We start from the raw sequence: 25,367 nt of genomic DNA on the forward strand, positions 1-25,367 counted from the left end.
AGGACTACTTGCAACTCTACTCTTGGCGAAACAGCTGAGTTTCCTACATTTCGCCGCTTGAAAATCCAGATATCATGACTTAAATGAGTAGATTATCAATTATCTCAAGTGATATCTTTTTAGTATTAAATATTGCCGCAAATATATAAGCAGATTTTGATGAGGCAATCGTTTATTTTGAAACTGACAACAATTTTATTACTTCATCATCTGTTGTTTGTGAAAAGTCATTGTACCACAATCCTACAGCATAAAAATTAGCTGGTTGAAGTGGGCAGATGATTGCGTCAACTAAAGGGGCGAGCTCATCACAAGTAGAACGTGCAGCAACAGGAACAGCAATAATAATTTTTGCGGGATGCTTCTGTTTCAAAGCTGCAATAGCTGCGCGCATTGTATAACCGGTGGCAATACCATCATCCACAAGAATTACGGTTTGCCCTGTAAGTTCGGGGAAAGACTTATTGCCACGGTACACTGATTCACGACGTGATAATTCATCCTTCTCTGATTGCAGCACCTTATTTAAAGCGTCCTTTTCTATATGAAGAGCACTAAGAACTTCTTCATTTAAAGCAACGGTACCTCCAGAGGCTATAGCACCCATAGCAAACTCTTCATGACCGGGCAAACCTAATTTTCTTACAATAAAAATGTCAAGTTCCAATGACAGCTTCTTTGCAATTTCATAAGCAACTGGAACCCCACCCCTAGGTAGCGCTAAAATGATGACATCGGTCTTTTTTGAATAGTCCTTTAATAAATCAGCCAAAACAAGTCCAGCTTGATAGCGATCACTATAGTTCATGCCAACCCTCCACAACAATCCTTATATTGAAGTTTAGCCTATTTGTTCTGCTGTGCTATATTTTAACAATTAGCTATTCTCACGGAGGAAATAGCCATGAATGTTACAGAAAAAATCATCAAAGCCCATCTTCTTGATGGTGAAATGAACGCGGGAAAAGAGATTGCTTTAAAAATAGATCAAACTCTTTGCCAGGATGCAACAGGCACATTGGTCATGCTTGAATTGGAAGCAATTGAACTCGAACAGACCCAGGCTGAAATTTCCGTCCAATATGTCGATCACAATTTAATTCAAGAAGATAACAAAAATCCAGATGATCACCTCTTTCTTGCAAGTGCAGCAAAACGTTTTGGTCTTTATTTTAGCCGTCCTGGCAATGGAATTAGCCATGCAGTACACATGCAAAATTTCGGTAAACCAGGAAAAACGTTAACGGGTTCAGACAGTCATTCCTGTGCTGCTGGCTCATTAGGAATGATAGCTATTGGTTCTGGGGGACTAGAAGTAGCCATGGCTATTGCAGGCTATCCGCTCTATATAAAAATGCCTAAAGTGCTTGGCGTCCATTTAACTGGGAAATTACCCAAATGGGTTAGTGCTAAAGACGTTATCCTGGAAATGTTACGCCGATATGATGTTAAAGGGGGTGTAGGTTACATCATAGAATACTATGGAGAAGGGTTAAAGTATTTAAGTGCCATGGATAGGCACGTAATCGCCAATATGGGGGCTGAATTAGGAGCAACAACTACAGTATTTCCTGCAGATGAAATCACTAAAGAATTTTTACAAAGTCAAAATCGTGAAAAAGATTGGATTGAATTAAAAGCTGATAAAAATGCATCTTATGATAAAGATGAAGAAATTGATTTATCAAAACTTGAACCCCTTATTGCAAAGCCCACCAGTCCTGGAAATGTAGTTCCTGTCGCAGAAATTGCTGGAGAAGAAATTTATCAGGCATATATTGGTTCATCAGCAAATCCGGGGTATCGTGATTTTGCGATTGCCGCAGAAATAGTAAAAGGTCGTACTGTGCATCCAAATGTATCCTTTGATATTAATCCAAGTTCACGAACTATTTTAGAAGAATTAGTTCGTGATGGACATTTAGGAAACCTAATTCATGCTGGTGCTCGCATTCATCAGGCTGGATGTAATGGCTGTATTGGTATGGGCCAAGCACCTGCAACAGATAAAAACAGTTTACGTACTGTGCCAAGAAATTTTCCTGGCCGCTCAGGAACAGATGAAGATAAAGTCTTTCTTTGTAGTCCTGAAACAGCGGCAGCCTCAGCATTAACAGGTGTTATTACTGATCCCAGGACTTTAGACATGCCTTATCCTGAAATAAAATTACCCCATAAAAGAATACTCAATCCTGGATGTTTTGAAAGTCCATTGCCTTTAGAAGAGGCTAAATACATTAAATTGATAAAAGGTCCTAATATTGTCACGTTGCCTGATTTTGATCCTTTTCCTAATTCATTGAAAATACCTGTATTACTTATAGTGGAAGATAATATATCAACCGATGAAATTTCTCCTGCTGGCGCCAAAGTTCTTCCCTATCGTAGCAATATTCCTAAAATTAGTGAGTTTACTTATCACCATGTCGATTCAGATTATGCAAGTCGTACGAAAAAATATAAAAAGGGTCATGTTATTATAGGCGGAGATAATTACGGTCAAGGGTCAAGCCGAGAACATGCAGCTTTAGCACCACGTTACTTAGGCTTAAGGGCAGTAATTGCAAAGAGCTTTGCCCGTATCCATTGGCAAAATCTAATTAATTTTGGTATTTTGCCTTTAGTTTTTAAAAATACCCGGGATTATGATGAAATCGATTTAAATGATATGGTTGAAATCAATAACTTTCCTGATATCTTAGACAAGGAGTCATTTAAGATAAAAATTGAGGAAAAAGAAATTGAAGTAGAACATACCCTTTCCAAACGTCAAATTGAATTACTTGTAAAAGGTGGATTAATTAACTGGGTTAAGAAAGATTTGCAAAAGAAACAAAAAACGGAATAACCTTAGCTTAGCGAGGCAAAAAGAAATAAGACTTGCAGGATATCATGTATTTTGCCGCGCCCCCAAATATCCAGGTTCACGGCCTATTATGAGGATTAATCAAAAGAAATTTGAGGTCCTAAAGGCACAACCTGAGTTGGGTTAATGGTTTTATGACTGTAATAATAGTGCTGTTTAATATGTAAAAAATTTACTGTTTCATGAACCCCTGGATGGTGATACAGTCGTTTCAAATAAGGTTGCAAAGCTTGATAATCACTGATTCGTTGTTGATTCGTTTTAAAATGACCATAATAAACAACATCAAAACGGATTAATGTTGTGAACAAACGCCAATCGACCTCTGTAAGATGCTCCCCTAATAAATATTTTTGATGGAGTAAACGTTTATCCAACTCATCAAGTAAAGCAAATAATTCAACGTAAGCCTCTTCATATGCATTTTGCGTTGTTGCAAACCCACAACGATATACGCCATTATTAATTGCATCATAAATCCTTTCATTTAAGTTATCTATTTCTGACTGCAAAGATTCAGGATAAAAATCCTGTGTATCGCCCGTTAAATGATTAAAAGCATCATTAAACTGGCGGATAATTTCTGCTGATTCATTACTAACAATAGTTTTTTCTTTTTTATCCCACAAAACTGGCACAGTAACCCTGCCAGTATATTGGTTGCTTGCTTTGGCATAAAGTTCATACAAATAATTAAGTCCGTAAAGGATGTCTCCAGTAGCCCCCATCCCTTTTTTAAATTCCCAACCTTTTTCAAGCATGTGCGGATGCACTATAGAAACATCAATATAATCATCTAATTGCTTCAATTTTCTAAAGATGAGCGTACGATGTGCCCATGGGCAGGCTAGTGACACATACAAATGATAACGCTCTTTTTCTGCAGGAAAACGGGCATTTAATTCATTACTGATTTTAAAGTGAAATTGTACAGGCTCACGTTTGAATTTCCCACCTGTCTTGGAAGTATCATACCAAACATCGTGCCAGTGTCCATCAATCATCAATCCCATAATTTGTCCTTATTAATTTCCTATAAATAATTATAATCAATCTATCATTCTAATTTTCTGCGCCCATGATATGATGCATTATTTAAGTTATTTTTAATCGTTACATGACAAAAATAATTTGCATTGGTGGGGTCACTGTCGATCGAAAAATAATCCCCTCTCATCAATTACGATTGAGAACTTCAAACCCGGTTTCCTCCCTATCCACATTTGGTGGGGTGGCACATAATGTAGCTAAAAATCTCGCTTTGCTGACTAATAACATTCATTTTTGTAGTGCCGTTGGTGATGATCAAGACGGAATAGATGTCCAAACACATTTAAAAAATCTAGGCATAGCAATCAAAAATATTCTCACAATCCCTCAGCAAAAAACCGCGCATTATGACGTCCTTCTCGATCACGAGGGCGAATTATATATTGCTTTGGCAGACATGGAGATTTTTGAGCATATTCCCTTTCAAAAATTTACTCAAACTTGGGAGGAATGGAATCATGGAGATATTGTATTTTTGGATACCAATTTACCAGAACCTATTATCGATCATGTTGTAAATATAGGTCGCACCCAAAATATTAGATTATGTATTGATCCAGTTTCCGTAGTAAAAGCAAAAAAATTATCTTCCTGCCTCGAACACGTTTTCTTATTAAAGCCGGATCGTTATGAAGCCGAAACATTAACGAATAGTTCCATCCATTCCATCTCTGATTGTATCAAAGCAGGACAAATATTACTGGATAAAGGAGTGGAACATTGCATTATTAGTTTAGGCAAATTCGGTTATGTGATCGTTAACGAGAAAATTCAGCAACATTTTCCATCATTTTTTATTGAATCAGTAGTTGATGTGAGCGGAGCAGGTGATGCTTTTCTTGCTGGAGTTCTTTATGAGTTAAAGCAAGAAACCTCCATATTAGAAGCATGTCGCACAGGAGCCGCGATGGCTGCGCTTACGATACAATCACCCCATACAGTAAATGAACAGATTAATCTTGAAGTTCTTCGAAAAATTCAATTCACAAATAAACTAAGAGAAACAGATCATGCTGCAATTTTTTGATTATTCCCCGGAAGTGAAATTTGCCATCGAACATAAAAAGCCCATATTAGCTTTGGAGTCCACTATCATTTCCCATGGTATGCCTTATCCTGAAAATTATGAAACAGCACAAACAGTAGAACAAATTGTCCGTGAACAAAATGTAACTCCCGCTACAATCGCTGTGCTTGATGGAAAAATTAAAATCGGCTTAACGACTCAAGAATTACGAGCCTTCTCATGTAACAACGAAATATATAAAGCCAGTCGACGTGATTTGTCATTTATAATAGCAAATGAATATTCTGCAGGTACTACTGTTGCCGCAACCTTATTTTGTGCAGCCAAAGCAGGTATTAAATTATTTGCTACAGGAGGAATCGGCGGAGTCCATCGAGGCGATGCCCAGGATATTTCCGCTGACTTAATCGAAATTGCACGAACACCCATCGCCACAATTTGTGCCGGCGCAAAAGCAATTCTTGACTTACCCCGGACATTAGAGCTTTTAGAAACAATGAGTGTGCCAATCATTGGGTACCGCACCCAAGTTTTACCCGCTTTTTATAGTGACTCAACCCCTTATCAATTGCCAATATCAGTAAATGATATTGAATCACTCGTTAAAATACTAAAAACCCATTGGTGCATCGATGCAGTCTCTGGAGTATTAATCGCAAATCCAATTCCAGCAGAATTCAATATTCCTGGTAATGAGATTGAACCAATTATCATCAACGCATTACATCAAGCAGAACTAAATAACATTTCAGGAAAAGCGTTAACCCCATTTTTATTAGCTGAAGTCGCCAAGCTTACTGGAGGAAAAAGCTTGCATGCAAATATCGCACTAATTAAAAGCAATGCACGTCTAGGAGCTCAACTTGCCCACGCTTATTTTAACTCCTAGAGCGCTCTCGTTGTCAGAAATTTTTACAAGATTGCTGACAACTGTGTCGCTTTTCTTCGTAAAAATCAGGCCACGCATTAATAAACAACCTTAAATTAACATTGGGAACAAGTGGCATATCCCTAATATTCAACCGCGTTACTGGATCAGGGATAGGCTGAGCATTACCCCATACCGGAAGTCCAATTTGCTTGGAGCTTATCCATTGTTCTATCGAACTTTGCTCATAGGAATATCCACTAGGGGATAATACAGGATTTTTCATAGTTACAAATTGTATGGGATCCTGGATATCCTCTTCTACTTTCTCTAATTTAGCTAAATAGTCATTAGGTTGTAATGCATTTGCAGCAACATAATTAATAATCGTTTTAAGCTTTATATTAGGATAAAAATCTCTGCCTTCTTGTAAAGTTGGATCCTCGTCCAGCAAATGTGCTCGTTCGTATGTAATACCATTCGAAACCAGGGTCACTGGATCTTTCATTAATTTTGCTGCTCCAGTTTTTTTAGTAGCAAGCGGGCATGAAAGAGCCATAAGTATACCTTCTGGCAAAGAAATGATCGTTGATTCCAAAGGTGACGATTTAGGCTTGGGCGCAGTTACATAAGTCGTGTACGCTGTTGTTTGTGTTTCTTCTCCCGCTTTTGGATTTATTCTATTATCTGGAACATAACCGCTCTCAGATAAAAGATTTAATAACCCGGGAAGATGGGGGGTTGTATTTTCCTCTGTCAACTTGACAATACCACCTACAGACATAGCAATGGCATCAAACAAGTCACTTCCCGGACTTTCGTTATTAAGTATCCATCCCTTGTCATTGGATAACAAATAACGTTGCGGTGTATTCATTTTCCATTTGGAGGATGACTTTTTATAACTTATTGATTGAACTGTGAGTAAACCCTCCACTCGACTCTCACGAATCAACCATAATTTACCACCATTTTCTTCTAATTCATCAATCTTGTTAGAAAAAGAGGGCTGATTTTTGAGCAATTCAACTTTGCTCACAAGAATTTGGTTTGTTTCTTTAGGCCCCATTTTACCATAGATAAAAATATCAGCTTCTTCTAATTTAGATTGCATTTTGACTCCACATAAAATCTATATAGAATTCTTTAATGTTCAGAAAACTATCTATAGAAGTTAAAAGAGAATGATTTTACATTGTTCATAAAGGATAAACAATGAAATAAATGCACGATATTGATATTTTAAGTTTAATTAAAGCCCATTTAGTTAAAAATGAGCATATTTACCTAAGAAAATGATGACAGATTATTTTCCTTAATGAGTTAACCCAATTTCAGATGCTCGTAATTCCTCTGTATTCTCCGGTGCGTGGACTCTCCCCTGGCACCAATGTTTCAACTGTTGAAATCCATGTAGCGTCGCCTTGTATAAATCGGGAAGGATAGAAACAATAGCATCAAGAAGATCAGTAAAACCACCTTTATTAAAACCATAAATACAACGATTAAATTCAGCTCCTTTTTTACTTAAAGCAATGATATCGTCCTTTTTAGAAAAAAATTGATGTGGATTAAAACCCAATTGAAACTTGGTATCATAATCTTTTAGTTCCTGAGCAAAAATATCTTCGATATCATCTGCGATAAGATGTTTCACTTGGGCTTCTGTAAGAACAGGATACAGTGTTGCCATCATATGCCGCACTGCTTCATTCTTAGTTAACTGCTCAATAGAACGATCCCTGCGTTTGCTAGGGTCTTGTCCAAGGCTCCAATTACATGCGCCAACCAATAGAGTTAATGACTCGTAGTATTCTGTATATGCTGCCGCCCGTTGATTGATATAATAAACTGTAGCCCCCCAACCTATCCAACCTAAGGAACCAACAACAGGTAGAAATGATAAGGCAGACGCTACTACGCCAAAAGCAACGCTTCCTAAGATTTTTTGATCAACGCTATGGAGTTGCGCGGATTTGTCTTTAAACAAAGCGATGCATTTATTTAAAAATTCAATATGTGTCCTATCTGTAGAGAGAAAACTCTGCCCCTCTTTAATCTCAACAGCAAGTTCATTGCGATTTGTTGCTTGAGCTGATCTAGGAATCACAAAATAATTTTCTGATTCTCTTTGTAGTTTGTAAGGATCAGTGTTAATACCAAGTAGAGGTACTGAAGTAGAATCAGATTGCATTTTAATTCCGAAAAATTCAAATACGGAGGCCATTTTGCGCTTATCCTTCATAAAAAAGGATTGATTGTAAATTTTATTGAAATCAATGACAATATTTGTTTGCTCAAAATTTACATTCTAAAAAAATAGAATTTAAATTATATTATTATTTATAATCATATAGTTACAAAGGATAAAAATTTTACAAACATCCACTAACCGTGTTTGCTAATAATCGCTTTTTATCATAACCAGCTCTACTATTTATTGACCAAAACGTTTAAAACATGTGACCCCTAATGATTGCATGGCGCTGCATTGGATTATTGTGGTTGTAGCCGCCGCATTATTCATGATTTGAATTACAAAAGAGCGTCCATCAGCACACGCGATATCCCAATATGCGGCACCAAATGAATCAAGGCCTTGAAAAAAAGATTGAGTAGGAGTACATGGCAACCCAGCTGAATTAACAATATTTCCCAAAATCTGAACTTGTTGATCTGAAGTTCTGCTTGACAAAATATCACTTGCAACATTGGCATAGGTAGATGCAGCTAATACTAATAAAATGATTGTCATTATCGAATGTCTCATGTTGCATCCTTACGGTACTAACAATAAGATATTGGTCATAATTTTATTGTAGGATAGGATTGGATTTAATTACAAAAAACAACCAAAAAGATAAAATATCAACCTTCAGTAATATCAAAAATAATCAAAGTGACTTAGGTGCAACATCACAGCTGTCCATGAATATGGAGAAAAGTAGAATTTAATCAAAACACGCGTAACTTAATGCCATTAGTGTATACTTGAGAAACATCAAATATCTCGATGTACAGCGAGGAACTATTATGCCAGGACAGCCCTTTAAAATACCCCAGCCACTTATTCTAGGTAGTATGATTTTCTATCTTATATTGCTTCCCTTTATTCAATATCCGCTAACCACTTTACTTAAGCCCTTACCTGTTATTTTGCTTATATTGTATACCTTGCAAGCCACTTTAGAACAACCAATAAAATTCTTTTTACTTGGTGCTTTGAGTTTTTCATGCATAGGCGACATCGTTTTAACATTACCCATAAAAGCCGCACTACAAGCCGGGATCTTGGCATTTATGGCGGCACACTGTGCTTATATTTGTCTTTTTTTAAAAGAGGGACAATTCCAAAAGAAAAATTTCTTTCCTTTTTTACCTATACTTTTATTCGTTCTTATTGGAGGATATTTTCTTTGGCCCTATTTAGGAGAAATGAAAAAACCTGTATTACTATATTTATTTCTTCTTACTTGTATGGTTTTTTGCTCATTTCAAGTAAGGCAGCAATCATTTTTGATTCGCCTTGGAGCATGTCTTTTTTTACTATCAGATTTTACGCTGGCATTAGATCTATTTGTCCTGACGCCTATTAAACCCCTCGCTGTTTTAATCATGTTTCTTTATTACCTGGCACAATTCTTATTAGTGACAGGAACTACTCACAGAACAACCCAAAATCTTAAACAACATAGTCCAACTTATTCATAAATAGAGAAGAACGGATTGAAAATTAAATTACCGCTACAAAAGCCTGGGACAGGATTAGTCCCATTCCCATTGACTAAGGGGTTTGTCATCACGCATTCCCCGCTTTATCCCCCTCATGCTCCTCTTTCTATAGAGTCTATTTTTGACACTACATGTTCTTTATGCTTAATATACCTCTCCAAGTAAAATGCATCAAAATCGCTCTTTGCGATATTAGTGGTTAGAAAAAAGCTCAGGATGGGTAAAATGCGCAATTTGTTATTCATAGGATTGATTACTTTACTTTTAATCTCCTGTAACAAAAAAGAGAATAAATTGTTTAGTGGCTATATTGATGCAAATCTTGTTTATTTATCCGCCGATTTTGGTGGACGTTTGACTGATTTGCCTATATCCAAAGGACAAGTGGTTAAAAAGAATCAATTTTTATTCAAGCTTGAACAAACCAATGAGCTTTATAATGTTAAAATGAGTCAATTAGGCACTAAAGAACTTCTTGCCCAGCGGCAACAAATTTTAACCCAACTCAATTATAATGAAATTAATTATCGCCGCGTCGTAGTAATGCGCCAACAAAATGCAGCCAGCCAAAGTGATCTTGATGCGGCACAAAGAGATTTAAATATTTCCAAACAACAACTTGATGACATCAACACTAAAATTAAAAGTAATCAGGTAGATGTTGCGGATAAAAAATGGTTCGTTAGCCGTAAAGAAAACTTTGCGCCAGAATATGGGATAATATTTGATACCTATTATACTCAAGGTGAATTTGTTCAGGCAGGGATCCCTATTCTTTCATTAATCACGAAAAAGAATATTAAAGCTATATTTTTTGCTCCTGAGGAAAAGTTAAGTCATTTACGACTTAATGAACAGATTAAAATTAAAACGGATCAAAATACCCATCTTGCTACAGGACATATTTCCTATATTTCTAATATTGCTGAATATACTCCTCCTATCATCTATTCCCGCGAGGAACGTCAACGACTTGTTTTTCGAATAGAAGTCCAAATTAATTCGCCTGATTTAGAAAAAATACACCTAGGACAACCTGTAACTTTGGAACTAGCCTGATGAGTGATCTAGCTATTGATGTTAAAGAATTAACCAAGAAGTTCGATGAAAAAGTTGCTGTGGATCATATCTCACTTAAAGTGGAAAAGGGCTCTATATTCGGCTTTCTCGGCTCTAATGGTAGTGGCAAGACTACAACGATTAGAATGATTTGCGGCCTATTAACCCCCACTGATGGCGAAGGTTCTTGCCTTGGTTATAATATCCGAACACAAAGCAACCATATAAAACAAAACACAGGATACATGCCACAAAAGTTCAGTTTTTATACTGGATTAACGGTTTATGAAAATCTTCGCTTTATTGCCGATATTTTCCAAATTAAAAACTCAGCCCAAGAAATAAAAGACATAATCCAGGATCTTGGTCTTGAAAAATACCGCAAAACCCAAGCCGGTCGGTTATCAGGGGGGTGGAAACAACGTCTCGCCCTTGCATGTAGCATACTGCACAAACCCAGCTTGCTCTTTTTAGATGAACCTACTGCTGGTGTAGATCCTAAAGCTCGCAAAGAATTTTGGGATTATTTACATGAGATTACCGCCCGCGATGGGACTACTATTTTAGTAACTACCCACTATATGGATGAGGCTGAAAAATGCACAGATCTTGCCTATATTAATTTAGGGAAGTTACTCTATACAGGCGCTACAAAAAATTTGATACCCTCCTCAAAAGTCAAAACCTTTATCTTAGAAGCTGACAGGAAAGAACAAAATTTATTAATTAAAAAAGTAAACCATTCTTATCCCGAACTATTGGCATCTATTGTAAATAATGAATTGCGAATTTCATCTCGAAATCATCAAGCAATGGATAAGTTAATTCAAGAAAATAAAAACTTATCGTTTAAAGGAGTTACGCCATCTTTTGAGGAAGTTTTTATTGGATTAATGCAATGAAGAAATATCAAAATCTTGTACAAGGAGTATCAATTGCCCGCATTGCAGGTTTAATCCGTAAAGAATTTATCCTGATTACCCGAGATCGTGGCACCATAGCCATGTTGGTTATTCTGCCTATTATGCTTCTTATTCTCTTTGGATTTGCTATTGAATTTGATCCCAAGCATTTGCCCACCTCAATTGTAAGTTACGATAATTCTCCTTTAACCCGCAGTTATGTCAGTGCCCTCGAAGCTTCAGGCTATTTTAAAGTAATAGATGGCGCATCTAGCGAAAATCAAAAAAATCAAGATCTTGCTAATGGAAAAATAAGTTTTGCCTTTACCATTCCCTCTAATTTTACCCGCAAATACATACGTAATGAAAACCCTCAACTCTTGGTGGAAATTGATGGTTCTGATCCTGGCAGCAGCGCCAGTGCGCTTGGAAATGCATTGCCGATTTTAAGTCAAACTCTAAATAGTTTTAATAAACAAGGTTTAGGTGCTCCAACACTGGGAAATTCACAACGGAATGTGAACCTTACGATTCATCGACTTTATAATGAATCAAATACTAGCTCATATAATATTGTTCCTGGTTTAATTGGCGTACTACTGACACTAACCATGGTCATGCTCACATCAACCGCCATTACTTCAGAAAAAGAATCCGGTACAATGGAGATGCTGCTAAGCACTCCTTTAAAACCTACTGAAATTATTTTAGGTAAGGTAATTCCTTATATTGTTTTAGGATATTTACAGCTCACCAGTATCTTAATTTTTGGCAAACTATTAATAAATATCCCTACTGAAGGAAGTTTGGTTTTACTTTATGTTGCTTCAGCGCCATTTATTGTTGCCAATTTAATGGTAGGGATGATTTATTCCACAATCGCGCGTACGCCTATGCAAGCCATGCAACTTAGCGTGTTTTATCAACTTCCTTCCATGTTTCTATCAGGTTATATTTTTTCTTTCTATGGCATGCCAGTATGGGCTCAAATGATAGGATATTGCATTCCAATGACTTATTTTATTCGTATTACTCGAGGAATTTTGCTCAAAGGTAATACTGTTAGCCAAATAATCCCTAACATTTTACCTATTTTATTTATTGCTTTGATCCTGGTGCTTTTGACAGGAAAAATATTTAGAACAAAACTCGATTAAATAAAGTGAAAGAATGATGAAACTAAAAATTATCTTGCTCTATTTATTCACGATGTTGCTGGGATCTTGTTGCAAAAATTGTATCGTTCCAGAAAAAGTTAATTATCCTAAAAGCACTCGTAGTGGAATAAAGTATGTCAACGACGAAACTGTTTTAAGTCAAGTTGCATGGTGGAAAAAGTTAAAAGACCCTGAACTCGATCAACTGATATATCAAGCACTTACTTCCAATTATCAGATCCAGAGTTCTTATGCAACGATTGAGCAAGCACAAGCCCAGCTTAAAGCAGCTCAATATGCATGGATTCCAACTCTTGATGGTTCAACAGGTGGATTTGCAGGTAGGACATGGAATTCACACATTACTCCCCAAGGACGATTGGCGAAAACTCCTTTATTTTCAGACTTATCCAATTTGAGGTTTAAAGAATACAATGCAGGCTTTGTGCCAGGATACACCGTTAACATTTTAACCAATATTAATGATATCAAAGCAGCCCAAGCCTCTTTAGATCTCCAAAAAGCTCAAACTCAAGCAACAAAATTAGGGATTATTAGTCAAATGAGTGGTGCTTATTTCATGTTATTGAGTCAGCGTGAGCAATTAGCGGTAGAAAAAACACTATGCCATGATTTAAAAAAACTACACCAACTAGAGCAAGTTCGGTTTCAAAAAGGAGCCAGTGACCTTGAAACATTAACAAATATTGATCAACAGCTTGCACAAGAGGAAACAAAAATTCCACAAATCGAAAATGTGGTAGCGCAAAGCGAGAACACTATTCATTTCTTATTGAATGGGAATCCCGGACCAATTAGCACAAGCCGTACTTTACTTTCGCTTAACTTAGAGAACATTATTCCGAAACACCTACCTTCGTCCGTTTTAAAAAATCGCCCAGACATTATGATTGCTTTAAATCATGTGAAAATCGCCTATTCACAAATTGGCGTGGCATATTCAGTTTTTTTTCCAACGATTTCATTAACTGGCTTACTTGGAGGTACTTCTGTTGATTTAAGCCATCTTTTAAAATTAAGTACTCATATTTGGATTGCTCAGGCTGCAGCGTCAATGAAAATATTTAATGCCAGCTCTTACCAGAATGTCAAATCCGCTAAAGCGAACTTCAAAGCGACTTATTATGATTATCTAGAGACGCTCCATGCTGCATTTGCAGATGTAGATAATGCGCTAATGACCGAGCAAAAAAGCAGATTATCTTATCTGCAAGCACACAAGGGATATTTAGCAGCGAAAAAAGGATATGCTATTGCTTTGGCACAATACAAAGCAGGAGCTAAAGATTACCGCAGTGTAGTGAACGCAAAGATAAACCTAGATCGAAGCATGCTTAATCTAATACAAGAAAAGGCCCAATTACTCGACGGTATGGTACAAGTTTATAACGCAGTTGCAGGTGGCTACGAAACCACCTAAGTAGATACAGAGAAACAACAAACCTTAACTGCTAAAACTATTTCTTTAAACATGCTCGTCTAATGCTTTCTCAATAACTTTAATCACTTTTCCTGCATCTGGAGAAGTGGTCGAATAAAAATAATCAATTAACTTTCCCTTCCGGTTGATAAGATATTTATGGAAATTCCACTTTGGTGCTGTACCAAATCCCAACTCCTTTCTTGCCCAAAGATAAAATGGATGTGCATTTTTTCCTGAAACCACTTCCTTAGCCGTCATTGGAAAGCTAACACCATAATTTAATTGGCAAAAGTTAGAAATTTCTTGTTCTGTTCCTGGTTCTTGCCCCCCAAAATCATTTGAAGGAACTCCTAATATAACCAAACCCCGGTCTTTATATTTTTCATAGAGCTCCTCTAGGCGAGCATATTGCGGAGTAAATCCACATTTAGAAGCAGTATTTACTACCATTAAAACTTTTCCTTGAAAAGAGGAAAGAGGTAATGGCTCGTGTCCTCGTAAAGTATGAAATGAATAATCATACGCATTATCATAATGCAACGTATCAGCTGAAGCGATATGGGTCATCATCCACCATCCTAGTATTATATATGGGAGCACTTTTCAACAAGCCCTATTGTTATTTAAGTCCAGAACTAAATCCGTTCGGAACATGAATTAATAATATACTATTGACCTTGTAAAGCAAGAATGAAAAAATTATCAACAATTTAGGATTGACAATTCGCATTACCCAAGGAAACAAGAGATACTTTTATGTTATTTTATTCGAAACTGCATCAAGATTTCTTTTCAGCAGCCCCAGACTTTATCTACATCTATCATTTAATCAATAAAGTTCATCATAAAGAATGTACTCATCTTATTGAATCATTATCCACTTTAGAAAAATTACTGACAGAAAAGCGTTTACGAAAAGAAGAGCCTATCTTACGTTTTTTAGTCGATACAAATGGAATCGCATGGTTTGCTCGAGAAAACCAACCCGATATTAGCGCCCCTAAACATTTCCAAATGACTGGGGAGTCACAAAATCAGGCCCGATGCCTAACCGCCGGGAATATAAAATTCACTAATCCAAAATGCCGTGTATTAAAAAGCATTAATCATAGAAGCGGTGATTTTCAACCTTCTTTTTATTCACTGCGTATATTTTTGGCAATACGCATTTTAAATGAGGCGATTTTACCTTTTAAATTACCAAGAATCCTTGTTGTAAAAGAGTTAAATGCTCAGGGTGAAGTCGCATGTAAACACAGATGGCTTGTGGCAAAGATTAAAGAATGGGTATCAACTTTTAATCATAATGAAGAGCTGACCCATAGGCTAAAAAACCAATGCGTCGAGACAAAACAAGTCCATTACAAGAGTACAACTGATGAATTTTGTTATCCAAATTAAATCCGAAGCAACGATAAATAACGATGAAGTGCTCTCTTTAAATTATTTCTATTTGATGTCTAATTTTTTCTTGTACTTCACGCATATGTACTTCGCTCTCGTAATGAGTTCGAGGCCAAAAAAAACCCTTTAGTCCATCCTGCTTGTTTCTTGGAACAATATGAACATGAAGATGAGGAACACTTTGGCTAATTGTATTATTTATAGCTATAAAGCTCCCTGCTGCATCCATCGCTTTTTCAACAGCCTTACCGATTCTTTGAGTTAAGAAAAAAAGAGAGGATGCCAAAGTATCAGGTAAGTCATAAATTGTTTTAATATGTACTTTAGGTACTAATAAAGTATGGCCGGGAAATAAAGGTCGAGAGTCCAAAAATGCAATAAAATTTTCGTCTTCAAAAACAAAAAACGCCCTTTCTTTTTTTGCAACAATCAAATCAAAAATACATTCCTTTGCCATCTTTATTCCTACTTTTGCGTGTTTAGAAGAGTGACGAGCCATTTTTATTTAACATTGATTTTTAAAATCAGTATGACGATTATCAGTTAAGATCCAGCATTAACTTAATTATTTTTTCATGAAGCATCGGGTGTGTCGATAATCCGAATTCCCGCATCCGCAACTTGTTCGCGAGACATAGATGTTGGATATTATGAATTATCCTCCGAAGATTTCGATTATAAATATATTTAGTTGAGTATAGTACCCAAGTGAAATAATACGGGTATATGATTTCAATGCTACACTTTATTATCAGATTTCTTAAAGATAAATTGGGGCTAACGAAATGAAAAAATACTCTCTATTTTTATTTTTAGTGTTGTACATGATTCATTATGAAAGTTTTGCCAGAGGTTTCACTCTTGAAAGTCCAGCATTTCAAAAAAATTCAATAATTCCTACTCAATATACCTGTAAGGGAGCGGACCAATCCCCTCCTTTAGCATGGTATAATATACCTCCAAAGACACAATCACTTGTATTAATTGTTGATGATCCAGATGCTGAGGGTGGAGTTTGGACCCATTGGATTCTATTTAATATTCCACCAACGATAACCAAATTAGATGCTGGAAGCCCAATTCCTCCTGGTGCATCAACAGCAAAGAACAGTTGGGGAGCATTAGGTTATCGTGGTCCCTGCCCTCCTGTGGGAGCACATAGCTACCATTTTAAATTATATGCGTTAAATACCGTAATAGACCTAGGGAATAACACGAGTAGAGATGACTTGTTGAATGCAATAATCGGGCACGTTATTGAAAGTTCGGATTTAGTGGGAATTTATCAATCTTTTGAATAAATCCAGGTAAAAACAACCAGAGCCAATAACGGAATATCCAGTTATTGTAAGAAAATCTGGGTTTTCGATAACATTCGAAAAAGGAAATGACGGCCATCATAAATTATGGCTTGACTACAACCTATTTGCCTTGTCCGGTTTTAAGTAATTGGAATTCAGTCAGTGTGGTATATGTCGATCGTTTTTGGCCTGGTTTGCTTTCAATAAAATAAATCTTATCAACAGTCATTGGTGGAATTTCCCCTAATTCAAATTGCGATAATAATTTCTGTTGCTTCTGCTGATAATGCACCCTGGCCAGGGTCATGTGGCCACGAAATGATCGAGATTCAATGGGATAATTTAAAAAGTCAAACGATTGAGTAATAATACTAACAAATTTAGCTAAAAAATCATGCGGCTCAACATTCAAAGATAGAATTTTGGGATGTCGTAATGAGGGGAACCACTCTACCGGCCCTAAATCTAATTGGAAACATGGAATATCCTTTAACGCATTGGAGACCCTTTTGCTCACCAGAGCCAAGTCATTTATTCGAAATTGGGCAATAAAGTGCAATGTGATATGCAGGTTTTCGATATCAACCCAACGAATATAGTCTCCTGGCATTTCCTGCTTTAAAAATTGCAAAACAGTTAATAAATGACAGCGTATTTCCTTAGGAGGAACAATTGCGAAAAAAACACGTATAGTATTCATCTTATCCATAAATATACGTCTTATTCCGAGCTCGTATTAATTTATATTATATAATGGGAACTCAATATAGGGATCCCATATTCCACTTTTTTCTTGGGGGCAGGCTTGATGCAATAACGTTCGTTTCGCCATATAGATAAAGCGCAACCAAAATGATAGCATTAACCTTTTTATTCGAGAATGAATGAAATACCGTCCCGATATTGATGGGCTAAGAGCCATTGCCATTATATTGGTCCTAATTTATCACGGCGGCCTCCGCTTTTTTCCTTCAGGATTTATAGGCGTTGATGTCTTTTTCGTTATTTCCGGTTTTCTTATCACCAGTATTATTCATGAGTCACTCAATAACCATTCTTTTTCCTTTTTGGATTTTTACAATCGCAGGCTATGGCGCTTACAACCTGTATTTGTCTGTTTACTCTTTTTGACAACGTTTTTAGCTGTATTATTCTTTTTACCTGATGATTTAATGCAGTACAGCAAAAGCGCACGCAAAACATCTTTATTTTTATCCAATCTATTTTTTGACAAAACGACAACAGGTTATTTTTCGCCAGAAACCCATCAACTTCCGCTATTACATACCTGGTCCCTTTCCATAGAATGGCAATGTTACTTACTCCTGCCTTGCCTCATTTATGGTTTATATCGCTTTATTCCTAAAAAATATTTGTCTTTTTCGGTATACGCTCTTACTTTAATCGCTTTTCTCTATTCATTACATAATGCGAAAACGTTACCTGCTCATACCTATTATCTATTGTTAAGTAGAATCTATGAATTTTTAATTGGTTCTTGCATTGCGTTGATTCCTGCAATTAATCCTAGAGTGAATCTTTATTTCCTAAATCTCATTGGCGGTGTTGCATTATTCTCATTATTTTATATCGCAAACCTTCATCCGGTTTTAAACGGGTATCCCGATGAACATGCGCTGGCAGTGTGTCTCGCAACAGGAGTACTTATTACGCTGGGAAGATTTTTCCCCGAGTGCCTATTGAGCAAATTACTTTGCACTAAGCCTTTGGTCTTTATCGGGTTGTTGTCTTATTCTCTATACATCTGGCATTGGGTGATTTTTTCACTGTTAAGATATCAAGGTATTGTAGAAAACCCTCCTATTCAATTTTTTTCCTATCTACTTACTTTTATATTAGCTTATCTCTCCTGGAAATATATTGAAAAACCAGCAAGATATTTAAGACATACCCCATTTCGCTATACTTTGGTGCTCTTGGTTTTTCTTCCAATATTAGTAGTTCATCTTGCTTCTTATTTTGTCAGCGTTAACAAAGGTTTCCCTAATCGCTTTGATGGAGAGCTCGCTTCTATTTATCAACAATTAGAACACTACGAAAGTAAACTACGGCCTAAGTGTATCAGTGATACCCAACAAGAAATCAATTTGCAATGCCTCGTTGGTTCTGAAAAAAGCGACAGTAAAAAAGCATTAATGATTGGTGATTCATTTTCCAATCATTATTGGGGCTTTATGGATGTACTTGGCAAAGATGCTGATGTTACCATTTTGATGCAAGGGGTATCATCCTGCATCACCTTGCCCGGAATTTATCTTTATGACTGGTGGCATTTTAAAAATCAAATTTATCAATCTTGCTTTGAACTCACTCGAAAATATTATCAAATGATTGAAAACAATCATTATGATTATGTGATTATCGGGCAACTATGGGAAAACTATTTATCAGCAAGTGTAATTAATCATTTAGGAGATAAACGTTCATTGGCATTAAGCCAAAAACGATTAGAAACGGCATTAGATAAAGCAATGGCAACAATTATAGGATCTGGGGCTAAACCAGTATTAATTAAAGCAACAGCACAGATGCAAAAAAACTTCCATGACTGTTTTTTTAAACATATAAAATTAAGAAAGCCTTATAATTCAGCTGAGTGTAATTTTAGTTTGCTTGAAACAGATCAAAGGCTTGGCCATTTATTTTATAAAATGAAAAGAAAATATCCACAGCTAATCATTTTAGATCCTAAAAAAGTACAATGCATGCAGGGTATATGTAAGGCAGACATCAACGGAGTCCCTGTTTATCGTGACGTAGGACATATAACCGATTATGCTTCATATCAACTTGGTACACTTTATTTGCAAAAATTTTCTAATCCATTGGGATAATGGATGATTTCACTTTGCCGCAATCCATTTCCACATTAACTTCTTTTTAATGAATTCTACTAAAAATAAATAAGTTACCGTAGCTGTAATAAGAAATAAAAAATAAGTTGGCGGTAATGGAACGAACCCCAAAAATTTCGCAACTGGAGTAAAAGGTAATAACGCTGCAAAAGAAACGACAAATAATACCATGATGATTAAGGGGGTACTTGGTTTACTTTTCCAAGGGCTTTTGGCAGTACGGATCACAAACACAACCAAAGTTTGAGTCGCTAAGGACTCAACAAACCAACCAGTTTGGAATAGAGGCTCTGTTGCAACAAAAATCTTAAGCATGACGTAAAAAGTTATAAAATCAAAAATAGAGCTTATAGGACCTATGTAAAACATAAACTTGCGAATAATTGTTATATCCCAATGTTTAGGTTTACGTGCAAAACTGGGATCTACATTATCCGTTGGGATAACTATTTGAGAAATATCATAAAGAAGATTATTTAAAAGAATTTGGGTGGGTAACATCGGCAAAAAGGGCAAAAGAAGAATTGCCCCAGCCATACTTAACATATTACCAAAATTGGAGCTGGTGCCCATCATAAGATATTTCATCACATTACCAAAAGACTTTCTCCCCTCAAGAATTCCAGTTAACAATACGCTTAAATGACGCTTCAATAAAATAATATCAGCCGCCTCACGTGCTACATCTACAGCACCAGCTACCGAAATACCTACATCTGCGCTATGCAATGAAGGAACATCATTAATTCCATCTCCAATATAACCTACTACATGCCCACGTCCACGAAGAACACTAATTATCCGTTGCTTTTGCATCGGGGAAATACGCGCAAAAACATTTACTTTTTCCGCAATTTCGCCCAATGCCATATCACTGATATGTTCTAATTGTTCGCCTATCAGGATTTGACTGGAATCAATTCCTACTTGTTGGCAAACATGGTGTGTGACCAAGTCATTATCCCCCGTTAAAATTTTTATCGTTACTCCTTCTCTAGATAGTTTTTTTATAACCTCGGGAGTATCCTTAAGCGCTGGATCAAAAAAAGCAAGAAACCCTGCTAAAACCATTTCCTTTTCATCGCGCACATCATAAGAAAATTTTGGCTCTATTTCACGATAAGCAACAGCCAAAGTTCGATACCCCTGCTTACTTAAGGACAAAAAAGTAGTCTCAATTGTTTTGCACAATAGTTCATCTATTAGATGAATTTCACCCCCTATATTACAATGGGTACAATCTCGTATTACATATTCTGGAGCCCCTTTAATGATTAGGATATGCATTCCACCTTTATCTACAACTACACTCGAGCGACGTCGTTCAAAATCAAAAGGAATTTCATCGATTTTATGGTAGGGCTGCAGATCGGGATGATCGTGTTTTAAAATTGCAGCATCTAAAGGATTAATATTAACTTTTTTTAATACGGCAAGATTAAATGGATTGGGAATTTCTGTACCAAAAAGACTGTTTAAATAAGCCCATAACATGACATTTTCTGATTTAGTACCAAAAGGATCTAGATGTTGTTCTAATATCATTTCGCCACAAGTCAAAGTACCTGTTTTATCACTACAAAGAATATCAATGCTCCCAAAATTCTGTATCGCAGACAGATTTTTGACGATCACTTTTTTTCTTGCCATATGCACAGCTCCCGCAGCAAGAGTCACAGTAGTAATCATCGGCAATAACTCGGGAGTAAGGCCAACTGCTAAAGCAACAGCAAATAACAGTGACTCAAGTAAGGAGCGTTTCAAATAAATATTGACAGCGAATACAAAGAGGACCAGAAAAAACACTACTTTCATGATGAACAAACCAAAACGCGTAATCCCTTTTTCAAATTCAGTATGAGGTGCAACTTTAGCAAATGCTTTAATGATATTGCCAAATTGTGTGTCCTGTCCGGTTGCTACAACAATCGCTGTTGCTGTGCCACTAACCACAGACGAGCCTGAAAAAACAGCATTTTGGGCATCCTCTATATTTTGAGGAGTATTATTTTCATAAGTCGCTTCCTTTTCTACAGGCAAAGATTCACCAGTAAGAGCAGCTTGTTGGATGTGTAAATCTTTAGCTTTTAATAATAAAGCATCCGCGGGTATCAAATCACCAGCGATAAGACGGATAATATCTCCGGGAACTAATTCACGACAGGGTATTTCGTTCCATTGTTGATCCCTCAATACATTTGCAGTAGATGCTATATGCCGTTGTAGTTTTCTGATGGCAATAAGTGAGCGATGGCTTTGAAAATAATCCAGGCCAATGCTCATCATAACCATAATAATAATGATAATTGAGCTAACAACATTTCCAGTAAAAGCTGAAACCACAGCAGCAATCAACAAAATAGCAACAAGCGGATTCGTTGAATGTGAAATTGCTTCCATAATTAGAAGACGATAAGGACTTTGGGCAATTTCATTAAATCCATATAACGCTTGCCTTTTTTGGGCTTCTATATGAGTTAAACCATCCAAAGAACTCTTTAGTTTACTAAGTACTTCTTGCTTGTCCAAAGTGATTAACGACTGCAAATCCATATTCCCTTCCTGTAATTTGACGATTCGCATCCATTCATACAGTTCATTGTACTACCTGAGTGTAACTTATAATCCGCTAAGCCAAGCATAAACTTTTGCGCTAAATAATCTCGGGGCGAGTGGTTCACAATGCCCTCCAGCCCCTTCATTAGCATCAAAAAGGATGTATTGCTTTTTGCACTGTAGCTGATCATATAGTTTTTTTGCCTGCCCTAATGTGATGTATTCTAAAGTATTATCACAAACCAGCATGGGGCATTGAATCATTTCGACTAATCCCTTTAAGGTGTAAGCTCGAATTTTATGGAGCATTTCCTCAATAGTTTTAGCACCAAATCGCCACTTCCTGCTTTCGAGCATAAATCGTAAATTTTCATCTGTCTGCATAAGTTGTAGTAACATTTGCTCTAAAGAAGCATTTTTTAAATCAGGGAATTGAGTCCTAAATGAATTAAATTTTGCTTCTAAATTAGCACTCGCATCAAATATACCTGGATCAACAATACAAGCCGCAATTCGTGTTTCTTTGGTTACCGCCCGCGCAGCAAGATACCCTCCAAAGCTTCGGCCAATTAGGAAAATTTTATTGGGATCGATTTCAGGACGGCCTATAATAAAATCAACAACTGCTCGAATCACTTGCTCCCAATCGGGAATAAAAGGTATTTTATTGAAACGCAACATACTACCTTGGCCAGGGCCTTCAAAAGTTAAACAATGAAAGCCTCGTTTTAATGCCTCAGCTGCAGTTCCATAAGACTCTTCCTTAGTACCATCTCCGCCCCCAGTATCTATCAGAATAGGCCTGGGATGATTCGAAGAAGATTGGTGCAGATATAGATAACCTGGCAATTTACTATTTGCAAAGGGAATTTCTACTATTTCTACAGGGGTTTCAAAAAATTCAAGTGCTTGATGGAAGGCTTGGATACTGTATTGTAATGCGTGCTCAATCCGAGGATCGGCAGGTTCATCTTCTAGAAAAAAAAATGCAGTGCGATAATAAGTACAGGCGCGTAAAAAAGCCAACTTCGCGTCAAAATAAAGTCCCCGGTTACGATAAGTTTCGGCAAGATTATAATTATTATCAGCAAAAGCAATCCACTGGGCATACCAGCTTTCTTTATTGCCAGGCTCTATTTGACTCGCTATGGCAAGACATTCTCCAATTTCAGCTCCTTGATAGGTAGTACATCCCAAGCTTCTGATTAATTGAGCATTAAATAGTGCCGGTTTAATGATGTCATGCATGATAAAGCTTCCTTATTCTTTTTTTAAAAAGTCAAATTTGCATTTTGAACAAATACTAAGGCGAGTTGAATTTTTATAGTAGTGATTAATGCTAAAAAAAGGAAGTAGCTTTTAAGTCCATTGGATGAGAAATCTCTTTCGGCTTATTAATAAGTTGCTTTTTGTTTCCCTGGGCTAATAAACCATACTCCGCAATAATAGAATGGGTCGGAATAGAATTGTGGCGCCATTGGCCTATTTTTAAAGGCTTAGTTTCACGAGCAGATACTGAAGTCAAATTGGGCTGCCTTCTTAACGCCAGTTGAAGGCGCATTTTATCGGTACAAAGTTTTTCATCCTCTTGAATTTCAATGCATCTTTTTTGAGTAAGCGGCTCAACTTTTGATGCATAGAAAGGAGCAAGTATTCTCAGCTTGAGCACCAATAGAAACGCTTTCCAAGGTGTTAATTTCTCATAACCATAATGACTCGGATCCTGAGTTGTTTTTTCATATTCTCCAGGTGATACAATTTTAATCTGTTGTAAATTGGAGCGAAAATAAATGCGTTGATCAGGACCTAAAATAAATAAAGGCTGAGTTTGGCGCTTACTGTAATCAATTGCAGGCAAAAAAGTTATTCCTCCATAATCAAATGATCGACGCCTTTCACCAGTTATCATCAACCGTGCAATATCTCCTAGGGAGTTATCCATGCCGTTGATTAACAAGTTACTGTTTTCATCATTTCCATGATTAAAGTAAGTTCCATCACCATAAGCTTTGCAATCTTCCTTAAGCATCTGGAAGTGGCCTTCTTCCGAATGGGGAGGCTGGAAAGAATTAGTAACCATCACCCCTTTTTCATTGTCTTCATTGTGCATATTATTGACAAGAATACTCCCCCATACCCCAAACTCCCGAGGCAATTGCTCTCTCATCGTCCCCAAACGGCTCAGATGGCCACCCGCAAAATGGTCGGAATAAAAATGCATGGCAAATAAATCACGAGCCAACGCCAAAGCATGGTAACGATGCCCTAGTTCAGAGAGTATTTCCTTTTCATTTTTTTCTCGCAACTCATATTTACCTGGATCTTTTTCAATTTTTTTCAATACTTTTTCCAATGTGTTGCGTACATTTTTAGGGATTTGCCCATCTTCTTTGCCAATTTCACCTTGAGCAATTTTATGGCAGTAAAAAGCTATTTCAGCCATACGCAAAGCAGAATAATGCCCAACAATGTATCCACGAAGCGACCATGGTGAAAAATGATCTTCATTGCTTGATAACTTTGCACCATAATCTTTTACAACTACCGTATAAAGCAATTGTTTTAATAGACTTGGGATCAATCGGGACTCATCGATCGCATAAATACGTTGAATGGCCTGTTGCGTTACAGAAGGCGAGGCCAAATTATCATAGGCTTGCCTAAAAGCATCAGTTTCAATAGCAGTAACACGCGCATTGAGCAATTGTTCATTTTCTTCGCTATTTTGCCGAGCTGTGTTTGGAGTTTTTAATTGCGACCACCATCCTGCTTTAGTGTAATAATCCCCTGCCAAAGCAACCACATCACCTGCACTTAATTCCAAGGCAAGTGGAACCGGGACATCATCAATTTTTTGCATGATTCTAAGACGCAAATTATTACTGCTGTCGGTTTCTAGACTCTTACTGCCTTGCAAATAAGGATTTTTCAACGTTTCGATGCGTATTTTATCACCCGCATCTTTATGTTCATTGGTTTCCATATAAAAATAGGATGAAGATATAATAAAAGAGAGTATAACTGATAAAAATTAAGTGAATCTTATGCAAATTTGAACATTTTTAAGAAACATCGATTTTGTCTTTGAATACATCAACGAAGGTAATGATACAGGTCAAGAAAAT

22 protein-coding genes are annotated in these 25,367 nt (G+C 36.7%); 11 read left to right on the forward strand and 11 right to left on the reverse strand.

Annotated elements, in window-relative coordinates:
- Positions 1-172 precede the first annotated feature (172 nt).
- Positions 173-808, reverse strand: coding sequence for a phosphoribosyltransferase (locus EKG34_RS11055; RefSeq protein WP_012978799.1), 636 nt, complete (start codon positions 806-808; stop codon positions 173-175).
- Positions 809-904: 96 nt separating this feature from the next.
- On the opposite strand from EKG34_RS11055, the gene EKG34_RS11060 reads away from it, so the two are divergent.
- Positions 905-2,848: an aconitate hydratase gene (locus tag EKG34_RS11060; protein WP_003633129.1), complete on the forward strand. Its 1,944-nt coding sequence runs from the start codon at positions 905-907 to the stop codon at positions 2,846-2,848.
- A gap of 95 nt (positions 2,849-2,943) precedes the next feature.
- On the opposite strand, the gene EKG34_RS11065 is transcribed toward EKG34_RS11060, so the two are convergent.
- Complete coding sequence (locus EKG34_RS11065; RefSeq protein ID WP_003633130.1) at positions 2,944-3,879, reverse strand: glutathione S-transferase family protein; 936 nt, start codon at positions 3,877-3,879, stop codon at positions 2,944-2,946.
- A gap of 104 nt (positions 3,880-3,983) precedes the next feature.
- On the opposite strand from EKG34_RS11065, the gene EKG34_RS11070 reads away from it, so the two are divergent.
- Positions 3,984-4,943: a carbohydrate kinase family protein gene (locus EKG34_RS11070; protein WP_003633131.1), complete on the forward strand. Its 960-nt coding sequence runs from the start codon at positions 3,984-3,986 to the stop codon at positions 4,941-4,943.
- Positions 4,927-5,832: a pseudouridine-5'-phosphate glycosidase gene (locus tag EKG34_RS11075; RefSeq protein ID WP_003633132.1), complete on the forward strand. Its 906-nt coding sequence runs from the start codon at positions 4,927-4,929 to the stop codon at positions 5,830-5,832. Before EKG34_RS11070 ends, EKG34_RS11075 begins: the two co-directional genes overlap by 17 nt.
- 13 nt (positions 5,833-5,845) lie before the next feature.
- On the opposite strand, the gene EKG34_RS11080 is transcribed toward EKG34_RS11075, so the two are convergent.
- The 3 genes from EKG34_RS11080 to EKG34_RS11090 form a co-directional block, all read right to left on the reverse strand.
- Entirely contained in the window at positions 5,846-6,925 is a 1,080-nt protein-coding gene (locus tag EKG34_RS11080; protein WP_003633133.1) for a U-box domain-containing protein, read from the reverse strand.
- A 201-nt stretch (positions 6,926-7,126) separates the two neighbouring features.
- Complete coding sequence (locus tag EKG34_RS11085) at positions 7,127-8,038, reverse strand: hypothetical protein (RefSeq protein WP_012978798.1); 912 nt, start codon at positions 8,036-8,038, stop codon at positions 7,127-7,129.
- A 210-nt stretch (positions 8,039-8,248) separates the two neighbouring features.
- Positions 8,249-8,581 carry a hypothetical protein gene (locus EKG34_RS11090; RefSeq protein ID WP_012978797.1) on the reverse strand — a complete coding sequence of 111 codons (333 nt, stop codon included), beginning with the start codon at positions 8,579-8,581 and terminating at the stop codon, positions 8,249-8,251.
- A 263-nt stretch (positions 8,582-8,844) separates the two neighbouring features.
- On the opposite strand from EKG34_RS11090, the gene EKG34_RS11095 reads away from it, so the two are divergent.
- The 5 genes from EKG34_RS11095 to EKG34_RS11115 all read left to right on the forward strand — a co-directional run bounded on the left by EKG34_RS11095 (position 8,845) and on the right by EKG34_RS11115 (position 14,102).
- The gene (locus EKG34_RS11095; RefSeq protein WP_003633137.1) at positions 8,845-9,522 is read left to right on the forward strand and encodes a lysoplasmalogenase; all 678 of its coding nucleotides are present in this window, start codon (positions 8,845-8,847) and stop codon (positions 9,520-9,522) included.
- Between the two features lie 246 nt (positions 9,523-9,768).
- Positions 9,769-10,602: an HlyD family secretion protein gene (locus tag EKG34_RS11100; RefSeq protein WP_003633140.1), complete on the forward strand. Its 834-nt coding sequence runs from the start codon at positions 9,769-9,771 to the stop codon at positions 10,600-10,602.
- Positions 10,602-11,504 carry an ABC transporter ATP-binding protein gene (locus tag EKG34_RS11105; RefSeq protein WP_003633141.1) on the forward strand — a complete coding sequence of 301 codons (903 nt, stop codon included), beginning with the start codon at positions 10,602-10,604 and terminating at the stop codon, positions 11,502-11,504. The genes EKG34_RS11100 and EKG34_RS11105 overlap by 1 nt, the downstream gene beginning before the upstream one ends.
- Positions 11,501-12,661 carry an ABC transporter permease gene (locus EKG34_RS11110; protein WP_003633142.1) on the forward strand — a complete coding sequence of 387 codons (1,161 nt, stop codon included), beginning with the start codon at positions 11,501-11,503 and terminating at the stop codon, positions 12,659-12,661. Before EKG34_RS11105 ends, EKG34_RS11110 begins: the two co-directional genes overlap by 4 nt.
- Positions 12,662-12,674: 13 nt before the next feature.
- Complete coding sequence (locus EKG34_RS11115; protein ID WP_003633143.1) at positions 12,675-14,102, forward strand: TolC family protein; 1,428 nt, start codon at positions 12,675-12,677, stop codon at positions 14,100-14,102.
- Positions 14,103-14,147: 45 nt separating this feature from the next.
- Here the strand turns inward: EKG34_RS11115 and EKG34_RS11120 are convergent, their stop codons facing one another.
- Positions 14,148-14,675, reverse strand: a complete 528-nt coding sequence (locus EKG34_RS11120) for a glutathione peroxidase (protein ID WP_003633144.1) — start codon at positions 14,673-14,675, stop codon at positions 14,148-14,150.
- Positions 14,676-14,861: 186 nt separating this feature from the next.
- Here EKG34_RS11120 and EKG34_RS11125 point away from each other — a divergent pair, with 186 nt between their 5' ends.
- Complete coding sequence (locus tag EKG34_RS11125; RefSeq protein WP_080619835.1) at positions 14,862-15,506, forward strand: hypothetical protein; 645 nt, start codon at positions 14,862-14,864, stop codon at positions 15,504-15,506.
- 37 nt (positions 15,507-15,543) lie between these two features.
- Here the strand turns inward: EKG34_RS11125 and EKG34_RS11130 are convergent, their stop codons facing one another.
- On the reverse strand, positions 15,544-15,966 hold the full coding sequence (locus tag EKG34_RS11130) for an HIT family protein (RefSeq protein WP_003633146.1): 423 nt from the start codon (positions 15,964-15,966) through the stop codon (positions 15,544-15,546).
- A 328-nt stretch (positions 15,967-16,294) separates the two neighbouring features.
- Here EKG34_RS11130 and EKG34_RS11135 point away from each other — a divergent pair, with 328 nt between their 5' ends.
- On the forward strand, positions 16,295-16,810 hold the full coding sequence (locus EKG34_RS11135; protein ID WP_003633147.1) for a YbhB/YbcL family Raf kinase inhibitor-like protein: 516 nt from the start codon (positions 16,295-16,297) through the stop codon (positions 16,808-16,810).
- Between the two features lie 121 nt (positions 16,811-16,931).
- On the opposite strand, the gene thpR is transcribed toward EKG34_RS11135, so the two are convergent.
- Entirely contained in the window at positions 16,932-17,510 is a 579-nt protein-coding gene (gene thpR / locus EKG34_RS11140) for an RNA 2',3'-cyclic phosphodiesterase (protein ID WP_003633148.1), read from the reverse strand.
- Positions 17,511-17,694: 184 nt separating this feature from the next.
- Here thpR and EKG34_RS11145 point away from each other — a divergent pair, with 184 nt between their 5' ends.
- Positions 17,695-19,665, forward strand: a complete 1,971-nt coding sequence (locus EKG34_RS11145) for an acyltransferase family protein (RefSeq protein ID WP_003633151.1) — start codon at positions 17,695-17,697, stop codon at positions 19,663-19,665.
- A gap of 9 nt (positions 19,666-19,674) precedes the next feature.
- Here EKG34_RS11145 and mgtA read toward each other — a convergent pair whose 3' ends face one another.
- The 3 genes from mgtA to EKG34_RS11160 all read right to left on the reverse strand — a co-directional run bounded on the left by mgtA (position 19,675) and on the right by EKG34_RS11160 (position 25,225).
- The gene (mgtA, locus tag EKG34_RS11150; protein ID WP_012978794.1) at positions 19,675-22,239 is read right to left on the reverse strand and encodes a magnesium-translocating P-type ATPase; all 2,565 of its coding nucleotides are present in this window, start codon (positions 22,237-22,239) and stop codon (positions 19,675-19,677) included.
- Positions 22,240-22,305: 66 nt separating this feature from the next.
- Positions 22,306-23,490 (reverse strand): alpha/beta hydrolase family protein, encoded by a 1,185-nt coding sequence (locus EKG34_RS11155; protein WP_003633154.1) that lies wholly within the window; start codon positions 23,488-23,490, stop codon positions 22,306-22,308.
- A 91-nt stretch (positions 23,491-23,581) separates the two neighbouring features.
- Complete coding sequence (locus tag EKG34_RS11160) at positions 23,582-25,225, reverse strand: hypothetical protein (protein WP_003633155.1); 1,644 nt, start codon at positions 25,223-25,225, stop codon at positions 23,582-23,584.
- Between the last annotated feature and the right edge of the window lie 142 nt (positions 25,226-25,367).

The organism is Legionella longbeachae, assembly GCF_004283175.1.
GTDB classification, from domain to species: Bacteria; Pseudomonadota; Gammaproteobacteria; order Legionellales; family Legionellaceae; genus Legionella; species Legionella longbeachae.